Origin of the sequence: Ureibacillus chungkukjangi, from assembly GCF_003217295.1 — a bacterium.
GTDB lineage: Bacteria > Bacillota > Bacilli > Bacillales_A > Planococcaceae > Ureibacillus > Ureibacillus chungkukjangi.
Map to the genome: position 1 here is coordinate 1 of NZ_QJTJ01000053.1, position 8,693 is coordinate 8,693.

Sequence of the window (8,693 nt, forward strand, 5' to 3'; positions counted from 1 at the left end):
CGCCACGGACACCCTTGCTCTTGGCTAACCTCTACTTCTGTCTTCGGGGTTCGGGACTTACACCCTATAGTTCATGCGCATGCCGGGCGCACAAGAAAACCACCGCGAGTCAATTTCACTCACGGTGGTACATTTTAGCTTGAAGCTTAGATTACTAAAATCAGCTTTCAACTTCCTCGGGAACTTCTTGAGCTGCTTCAGTAGCAGCATTAGATGTCGATTCTAATTGCCTTGGGGCTTTTCCTGTTTTTCTTAAAATAAAGTAGGCACAGCCAAAATTACAATACTCATATAAGTAATCTTCGAAAGTACTGATTCTCGTATCAAAGGTTGCTTTTTGATTTTTGTCTTCAAAGAAACCCTTCAAACGGAGCTGACCGTATCCCCAATCTCCCACGATATAATCGTACTTCGTTAGGATATCTGAATATCTAGCTAAGAAAGCATCCTCTTTGAAACCCTCTCGGACATTTTCGATAATTTCATAAGTGTATCCTTCTGCAATAATCATCGAAACTCCCCCTATCTTTAAATCCACAAAAAGTTGGCAGTATTTTTTATATTTCTTCAGCTTGTAATTGTCTAGCTTTTGTTGCTTCGTTTACCTGCTCATCTGCATGATAGCTACTACGCACTAATGGCCCAGCTTGACAATGCTTGAAGCCTTTCTCCATCGCAATTTTACGAAGTTTTCCAAATTCAATCGGTGTATAGTATTTTTTAACCGGTAAATGCTTTTTCGAAGGCTGTAGGTATTGACCGATTGTCATAATATCTACATCGTTAGCTCTTAGGTCGTCCATTACCTCTAAGATTTCATCCCATTCTTCTCCTAAGCCAATCATTAGAGAAGATTTTGTTGGAATGTCAGGCTGCATTTCTTTAGCTTTTCTTAAGAATTCAAGTGAACGATCGTATTTTGCACGGGCACGAACTCTTGGCGTTAGTCGTCTTACTGTTTCGATATTATGGTTTAAAATATCTGGTTTTGCATCCATTAATAATTTTAGGTTTTCTTCTAGCCCACCTAAATCAGAAGGTAATACTTCTACAGATGTTTGTGGTGTTTTACGGCGAATTGCACGAACTGTTTCAGCTAGTACGCCTGCTCCGCCATCCTTTAAATCATCACGAGCAACCATTGTAATTACAACGTGTTTTAAATTCATAATTTCAACAGAATCAGCAACACGTTCTGGCTCTGCTAGATCCAATTCGTTTGGTAGACCTGTTTTAACAGCACAAAAACGACATGCACGTGTACATACATCACCTAAAATCATCATTGTAGCCGTTCTGCGTTCACCCCAGCACTCATGGATATTCGGACAACGTGCTTCCTCACAAACTGTGTGCAGGTTTTTCTCACGCATCAACTTCTTTAAGCCTTTATATTCATCGTTCGTATTTAATTTTATTTTTAACCATTCGGGTTTTCGTAAGATTTGCTCTTTCTCGTTAACAGGTTTACTTGTCATTACTATTTTCGCCCCTATCAATAACTTAGCTTATCGAAAAGACCATCTAGAACAATAAGCCTTAGTTGAACTTTTGCAGTTAGGAAAGTTCTACACTTTCTTATCTACTCTATAAAAAATTAAACATACTGATGTCAATGTAACATATTATTACAAGTTATAACAACTAACTTTCGTCAAGTTTAGATATAAATGCCTTTTAAATTATTCAAAATTCTAATTCGATGGGATTGGAACCTCAATCGAAGGCTGTGCTCCATCTCCACCATTCGTATAAATATGTGGGACTTGACCACGCACTAGACCAATTGCAACTGGAATTGTTTGCTCCACTGTCGACTTCTGACTCGCAAATGGGATAATAATTTGAACATTTACCTGCAAATGAATGTTAACCTCGACCTTTGCATTGTTGATACCAAATTCTGTAATGGATGTTGCCACGTCACTTGCAACATTTCCAATGATGTGAAAGCGAATTGGAACTCTCGGACCTAAATTTCCTAGTAAAGGGAGGTTAAGGGCTTGGGCAATTGGAACGAAAAAGACAATCCCATCCCCTTTTTGAATTTCCCTTACATCATATTCGACATTTTCTAAATCAGGTAATTTCGACAGATCTCCTTGTTCAGCTAGCTCCAAATGCTCTTTAACTAAAGCAGTTGTTTCAGCTCGAACCTGGTTAATAATCTCTGTGTTAAATTTTGTTGTAACCATATAATCCGATTCTGAGGGTAAATCTTCTATAATTTCATTTACATCTAGTACGCTGGATGTTCTCGAATTAATCGCTTTACTAACTACATGTGCAGCAATTTTAGTCGTTTGCACTTGCGCATAATCAACATATGTAGGCATTAAGCGAGCATTTAATATGTATAAGAATGCCGTAATCCCGATTACAAAAACTATAATGAATAAGGTAATTCTATTAGACAGTTTAAGTATTTTCCCTGACTTCTTTTTAGCAAACATCATTCTATTTGGTTTTCGAGAAAACAAAAAAATCTCCTCCTGCTTCAATTTATGAACAGGAGAAGATAACTATTCAGTTTCAAAAATATATTCTGTATCAACTTTTTCAATTTTCACATTCGTCTCTTGTGTCAAATCCAGTTGATACGTTGTTTTTAATAATTGATTATTTTCCTCAAAAATACGTAAGCAAGGTAATGCTGCATTTTGGTCGTTTTGCTTGGCCACAACGCCGCGTCTGCCATCTGACAAGAGTAAAATTGTTCCATTTGGATAGTGAACAACACTTTTCTTCAAAGCATCCACAACTTTTGCATCAAACATTGTTCCTCTACCAGCCTCGATAATGGCAATCCCCTGAGATGGCACCATTTTCTCCCGATAAACACGGTTCGATGTAACTGCATCAAATACATCAGCCACTGCAATAATTTTTGCAAATGGATGTATTTCATAGTCGACTAAAGCGCGTGGGTATCCACTACCATCGATTCGTTCATGATGCTGGAAGGCACAATGAGCGACAAGTAGGGATACAGTATGTAAATTCCTTAAAATATCAAATCCTGAACGAGCATGCTGTTTCATTGTTTCAAATTCTTCGTCTGTTAAACGTCCTGGTTTGAACAAAATGTCTGATGGTGTCACCATTTTACCTACATCATGCAAGATGGCGCCTATCCCGATTGTTCTTAAGTCGCTTTGTGAATAGCCCATTTCCTTTGCTATTGCAAGTGAATAGAGAGTCACCTGAAACGAATGCTGGAAAATATACTCGTCATATAGCATAGTATCCGATAGAATCATTAAAATCTCTTCAGCATTTAAAATAGAGCTGAGTATATCGTCTACCAGATTACCAATTTCTTTTGTTTGTTTATCTATAACAAGTGTTGCAGATTTATTATCTAAACCCTTTATTTTCTGGAAAGCGGCCGTGATTTGTTTGACCGCTTTTTTTCTAACAGCTAAAGGGACTGTTTCTTCGATTTCAATGCCTTCTGAAATTTTATCGTCAATATATACATATTGAATGCCTAATTGTTTTAATCTACTAATGAGGCTATCTGTAACTACAACATCCTTTCTTATTAAAGGAAGCCCAGCCTCATTCCAAATCGGCCTACCGATCATCATTCCTGTTTTAAGCACATTGATTGATATTAAACGCATTCAATTTTACCTCAATTCCTGTGTTAGAAATACATCCTTACGATAATTATAATGAATTAAACTATCTTTTTACCATATTCAATTAAAATATCTCTTAAAAATAATGGCAAATAGTACTTTTTCTTAGCATATTTAAAGCTTGGAAAGAAATACCCAAAAGTAAACATATCTAAAGTTGCAAGCTTATAATATTGATTTAAATCAACAACCTTACCATTCACTAGCAGCTCTCTTTGCTTATTCATAGTAAATTCATAAGTAAGCATTTTCCCAAATATAGAACCTCTAAAGCCAAGACCTTTTAGTTCTAAAAGCGGCCATTGTTCATTTTGAGCTTGTAAGTATACTTCTTTCAGTTCTACTCCAGACAATTCAATGACACATATATTTATCGGATGAGGTAAAATTTTGTGAATATCATAATTGGTAATAATTCCTTTTTTTAAGCTATCCAGTAAAATTCCGGCATTAAACATTGTACAATCAGCATCAGTAAAATCAAGGACAGCCTTTGCAAACAGCTCGGATAGCTGTGAATAGTGAAACCATTCCTTATTATAGTTTTTACTTGTTTGGAAAATTGGTGTTTGTAATAGCTTCTTCCCTTGCTCGGTCAGATTCGCTAAAAATAATGCTTCACCATCTGCTTCAGGCAGGATGGCATTTTCAATTACCATTTCTTTTTTCTTCACTAAATTTCTAGTAGTATGGTCAAATTGGAGAGTTAAATGACCAGTATACATCCCAAATTTGCCACAGCCCGTTAGCAATACGTTGTTTACTACCTTTCCTTCTTCAAATAGATGATGTGTATGTGATCCAAAAATAACATCAATACTTGGACACTCATTTGCTAAAAGCTCATCCTCCGTGATTCCAAGATGGGATAAGCATACAAGAATATCTACCTGATCTCTCAGCTGATTTGCGAAGTATATTAAAACCTCTCGAGGCTCAGTAATATGCCAATTTAATTCCTTATAAAACACTTCAAAAATAGCAGTTGCTCCAATGACCCCAATCTTTGTACCATATTTAGTTTGTAAGATGGTATATGGCTTTAGCCATTTCGGATTAGGACCGCTCATTGGCTCAATATTCCCTACGATTACGTCAAAATTCGCTTCATTATAGAGCTCGTGTAATTCTTCAAAAGCTAAAGTAATTCCCTCGTTATTCCCAATTGTGACAGCATCATATTGCGCTTCATTTAATAATTGGACATTACCCTTACCTAGAGTGGCTTCAGTATAAATATTAGAACGGTCAATATGATCTCCAATATCAAATAAAAAGCTCGTTTCCCCGAGCTTAGAAAATTCTTGGCGCTGGGTTTTAATATAGTTGTGCATTCTTTGCCAATATTCAAAGTGGCTATGTATATCATTGGTATGAAATATATGAATCGTCTCAAGCAAATGGATCACCTCCTTATGATTTTAATAATTGCTAACTATCTAGTTAAATAATCCGTCAATAATTGACCTGATACCTATTAAGAGCATGACGATTTGTAGCACGAAGACAATGGTTTTCGACTGCATTCTTTTATTGAGACCTGCACCGACCTTAGCTCCAACATACGCTCCAATTATAACCGGGATTGTATAAATCCAAGGCACATTCCCTAAATAAATATGACTGGCCGAGTTGACGATAGATGATAAAAACACCATAAACATTGATGTTGCTACTGCTACATGTGGCGGGAATAGGAATAATAATACCATTGCGGGTACAAGTAAGGAGCCGCCTCCAATCCCAAATAATCCAGACACTGTACCAACTACAAAGGTAAACAAAATAGCAAACCAAATAGGATAGCCATAAACAAATTCCTTACCCTCTTTATCCGTAAAGTTTGTCTGTTTTCCATGTTGAACAAACCATTGTATCGGCTTTAATTTATCACGGACAAACAATAATATTGATAAAAACACTAAAAATAACCCGAAAAACAAATTAAAAGAGGGTAAATCTAAGCCTTTATTTAACCATGCACCAAACATCGTTCCGGGTATACTGCCAATAAAAAAGATAAACCCGCTTTTAAAATCAACCTGCTTATTCTTCATATAGGATAGTGTTGAAGAAAGTCCTGTGAAAATCATCATCACTACAGACAGTCCAACAACCTTCTGTGGCGTAATTTCCGGGAAAAATCCAAGATTGATGCCTATGAATAATGTTGCAGGAATTAAGATTACGCCCCCACCCAGACCTACCAGGGAGCCTACTATTCCTGAGCTTAGAGCAATGATTGCTAGTAGGAAATACTCCATCAAAACTCTCCTTCAAAGAAATCGAGCTGCTTTGGTGAAAGTCCATCAAATTCAAGCTCCAACATTTTTTGTAAAGTCTTTGCATTATCTGCAGCATGGTGGCCTGAATTATTATTGAAAAGGACGAAAACCTCCTTGCAAAGCTTCTCTAGATTTCTTATTTTATTTGCCATATCGGTTAATTCTTCTTCATTATAATCATACAAAAACCGAACCTCACGCCAATTTTCCGTCGAGCCTGAATTCCGCCATCCATATACATTACGCCCATGTATTCGTACAAGGGCTTTTTCATGAGTGGCTTCTACCACAAAGGGTACTGATCCTACTCCAGCTTGAGGCTCATCACAAACCGTGTGTATGAATCCCTGCTCTTTCAAAAAGCGGATAGTCTCTGCCTTTCGATCCTCGCTATACCAGGTACTATTACGAAACTCGATGGCAATCGGGAATTCTTCAAGCTGTTGTTTGACATAACGGATATAGTTTACATTTTTCACCGAGCAATCAAACCAAGGTGGAAATTGTACTAAAATCATCGCCAATTTATTTCCATCTTGAAAACCACTCACACTTTGCTTAAATGCCTCAAACATCTCACTGCGTGTTTCATAAGGATTATCATCTCTTAAATGCCCCGTCATCCCTTGATAGGCCTTCACGATAAATTGAAAGGAATCAGGTGTTCCATTAATCCATTTTTCAATATTCTGTCTTGATGGTATCCTAAGTTATATATCCATTTAATAATGGGTAAAATTCAAAAAACCCTATCCTTATAACATTATTTACATTTCGCCCATTTTTCTTGGGTAAAATAATAAAATTATATAAACCAATTTATACATTATTATAAAAAAAATGCCCAAATTGGGCATTTATTATTGTTTATTAATTGTACAATTACTTTTTTAATTAACTCAAGTATTAAGTTTGAATTTTCTTTATGTTGAGTATCTGTGAGTAAAAGGTCAAGATAATCATTGAAAAATCCGTACATTTTTTCTTTTATATCCTATATATATAATAAAAAGAAAATAAGAAACAACTTGTTTCTTATTTATGTCCATAAGTACTAAATATCTCCTTTCCTATGTTCAGTAATAAACGAATTTCACCTTCATTTTTATTTTCAATTAAATTAAATAATAATAAGGACAATTCCTCTTTCTCAAAATGTCTTTCGTTAGTATCTAATCGTTCAAAATTAAAAATATATGATGGAGACACTTCAAGACCTAATACAATCTTTTCTAGCGTTTGTAGAGTAATATTCCTGTCTCCTCTTTCAACACCTGCTAAGTATGAAGTTTGAAGGCCACTCTTTTCCGCCAATTCTTCTTGAGTCATTTTCTTAATTTTTCTAATCTCTTTAATATTTAATCCAACTAACTTTACTAGATTATCCATTATATCACCTCACTTTAAGCCTATGTGAGGTTTCCAAATCATTACAGATACATATATTATAACTTTTATTGATTTATGTACTTATAAGTTATATAATTTTCGTGTATCAAATTATTAATAAGGAGAAATTATTTACTATGAGTAATGTCTTAACTTCAAATATAGCAATAGAAAATGTAATACAATCGAAAATGAGAGGAAGAGTATCCTATCAAGGGTTTGTTTCATCACAAGTAGCAGTTAATTTTTCATATTCAAAACAATTTAATGATCCTTCAGGGAAAGGTTATCAACGACCTATCGATAAAAAAAGATGTAAAGATTTTGCTAATTATTTATCTCAAGGAGAAGATGCACTTTATACCCCGATCCTATTGAATGCTGCAGGACAGTGGGAATTTCATGCATATGATAATAACCGTCCAAATTACGGAAGACTAATTTGTAAGAGAAAAGCAACTTTAATGGATGGACAACATAGGTTAGCTGGTATAAAGGAATATATAAAAGAGACAGAAAGCACATTAAATGTACCATTTTTAGCATTCCACTATTTGGATGAGGATGAAGAGATTAAATTATTTGATGTAATAAATACAAAGGCAAAAGGAATAGGAACATCTTTAAGTCGCTATCTTAATAGAGATAATGATGAAATTAGTTGGATTGCAACTAATTTAATACTAAAACCGGAAAGTCCGTTTTTCAGTAAAGGAACTTTAATTGGAAAAAGAACAAAAGAAAAAAATATAACTCTCCAAAATTTATATAACATCGTAAAGTATCTAACAAAGAAGTCCGAACTTGATAGTTTATCTAAGGAAAAGAAACTTAACTTAGCACTTTTTTATTTCAATCTAATTAAAGAGATTTTCCCTGAAGAATGGGACGATTATAAATTATTCAAACTAACTCATATTACATGCTTATACGGATTAGCAATTGCTGGTAACAAAATAATTAATGATAACTATTTAGTTAAATCCCAACAACCAGACTCAGCAAAAATTGCAAGTATATTAGTGAATCTAAAAGTGATAGATTGGTCCTCTAATGGAGATTTAAAATATTTGAAAGGTTTACCTGGGGCTAATATGCTAGCTAGTGATATTTTAAATTGCATTAAAAATTGAACAACTATAAATTTTAACGGGCGATTACAAAATTTAGGTAATCGTTCTTCTTTTTTATTTTTATAAAAGTATATAGAAATAAAGTTGTTCTTTTACAATAGAGTCGATTAAAACTTAAATAAGTTAATAAAAGTATGAGTAATACTATTCAATGTAGTGTAGTGCTTTAATTTAAAAATTTTTAATTGGATACAGAGTAAAATCCCTGCTTTCAATATAAAAGTAGGGATTTTTGGCGTTTT

General features: G+C 34.6%; 9 protein-coding genes. 1 reads left to right on the forward strand and 8 read right to left on the reverse strand.

Features of this window, described 5'->3' with window-relative positions; translation table 11 throughout:
• Positions 1–160: 160 nt before the first annotated feature.
• From BJ095_RS18400 to BJ095_RS18435, 8 genes are all read right to left on the reverse strand, one after another.
• On the reverse strand, positions 161–511 hold the full coding sequence (locus BJ095_RS18400; RefSeq protein ID WP_107937831.1) for a YutD family protein: 351 nt from the start codon (positions 509–511) through the stop codon (positions 161–163).
• Between the two features lie 46 nt (positions 512–557).
• On the reverse strand, positions 558–1,478 hold the full coding sequence (gene lipA / locus BJ095_RS18405) for a lipoyl synthase (protein ID WP_107937832.1): 921 nt from the start codon (positions 1,476–1,478) through the stop codon (positions 558–560).
• 216 nt (positions 1,479–1,694) lie between these two features.
• A complete protein-coding gene (yunB, locus tag BJ095_RS18410) occupies positions 1,695–2,456 on the reverse strand; it encodes a sporulation protein YunB (protein WP_107937839.1) in 762 nt (253 codons plus the stop codon).
• A gap of 66 nt (positions 2,457–2,522) precedes the next feature.
• A complete protein-coding gene (locus tag BJ095_RS18415; protein WP_107937833.1) occupies positions 2,523–3,626 on the reverse strand; it encodes an HD-GYP domain-containing protein in 1,104 nt (367 codons plus the stop codon).
• A gap of 56 nt (positions 3,627–3,682) precedes the next feature.
• Positions 3,683–5,044, reverse strand: coding sequence for a bifunctional metallophosphatase/5'-nucleotidase (locus BJ095_RS18420; protein ID WP_107937834.1), 1,362 nt, complete (start codon positions 5,042–5,044; stop codon positions 3,683–3,685).
• A 39-nt stretch (positions 5,045–5,083) separates the two neighbouring features.
• Positions 5,084–5,908 carry a sulfite exporter TauE/SafE family protein gene (locus BJ095_RS18425; RefSeq protein ID WP_107937835.1) on the reverse strand — a complete coding sequence of 275 codons (825 nt, stop codon included), beginning with the start codon at positions 5,906–5,908 and terminating at the stop codon, positions 5,084–5,086.
• On the reverse strand, positions 5,908–6,633 hold the full coding sequence (locus BJ095_RS18430; protein ID WP_107937836.1) for a DUF72 domain-containing protein: 726 nt from the start codon (positions 6,631–6,633) through the stop codon (positions 5,908–5,910). Before BJ095_RS18430 ends, BJ095_RS18425 begins: the two co-directional genes overlap by 1 nt.
• A 331-nt stretch (positions 6,634–6,964) precedes the next feature.
• On the reverse strand, positions 6,965–7,318 hold the full coding sequence (locus BJ095_RS18435) for a helix-turn-helix domain-containing protein (RefSeq protein ID WP_107937837.1): 354 nt from the start codon (positions 7,316–7,318) through the stop codon (positions 6,965–6,967).
• A gap of 137 nt (positions 7,319–7,455) precedes the next feature.
• Here BJ095_RS18435 and BJ095_RS18440 point away from each other — a divergent pair, with 137 nt between their 5' ends.
• Positions 7,456–8,451, forward strand: coding sequence for a DGQHR domain-containing protein (locus BJ095_RS18440; RefSeq protein WP_107937838.1), 996 nt, complete (start codon positions 7,456–7,458; stop codon positions 8,449–8,451).
• Positions 8,452–8,693: the final 242 nt, after the last annotated feature.

Coding starts and splice junctions, on each gene's coding strand:
- BJ095_RS18440 (WP_107937838.1), top strand. CDS start 7,456: ATGAGTAATGTCTTAACTTCAAATATAGCAATAGAAAATGTAATACAA.
- BJ095_RS18435 (WP_107937837.1), bottom strand. CDS start 7,318: ATGGATAATCTAGTAAAGTTAGTTGGATTAAATATTAAAGAGATTAGA.
- BJ095_RS18415 (WP_107937833.1), bottom strand. CDS start 3,626: ATGCGTTTAATATCAATCAATGTGCTTAAAACAGGAATGATGATCGGT.
- lipA (WP_107937832.1), bottom strand. CDS start 1,478: ATGACAAGTAAACCTGTTAACGAGAAAGAGCAAATCTTACGAAAACCC.
- yunB (WP_107937839.1), bottom strand. CDS start 2,456: ATGATGTTTGCTAAAAAGAAGTCAGGGAAAATACTTAAACTGTCTAAT.
- BJ095_RS18400 (WP_107937831.1), bottom strand. CDS start 511: ATGATTATTGCAGAAGGATACACTTATGAAATTATCGAAAATGTCCGA.
- BJ095_RS18425 (WP_107937835.1), bottom strand. CDS start 5,908: ATGGAGTATTTCCTACTAGCAATCATTGCTCTAAGCTCAGGAATAGTA.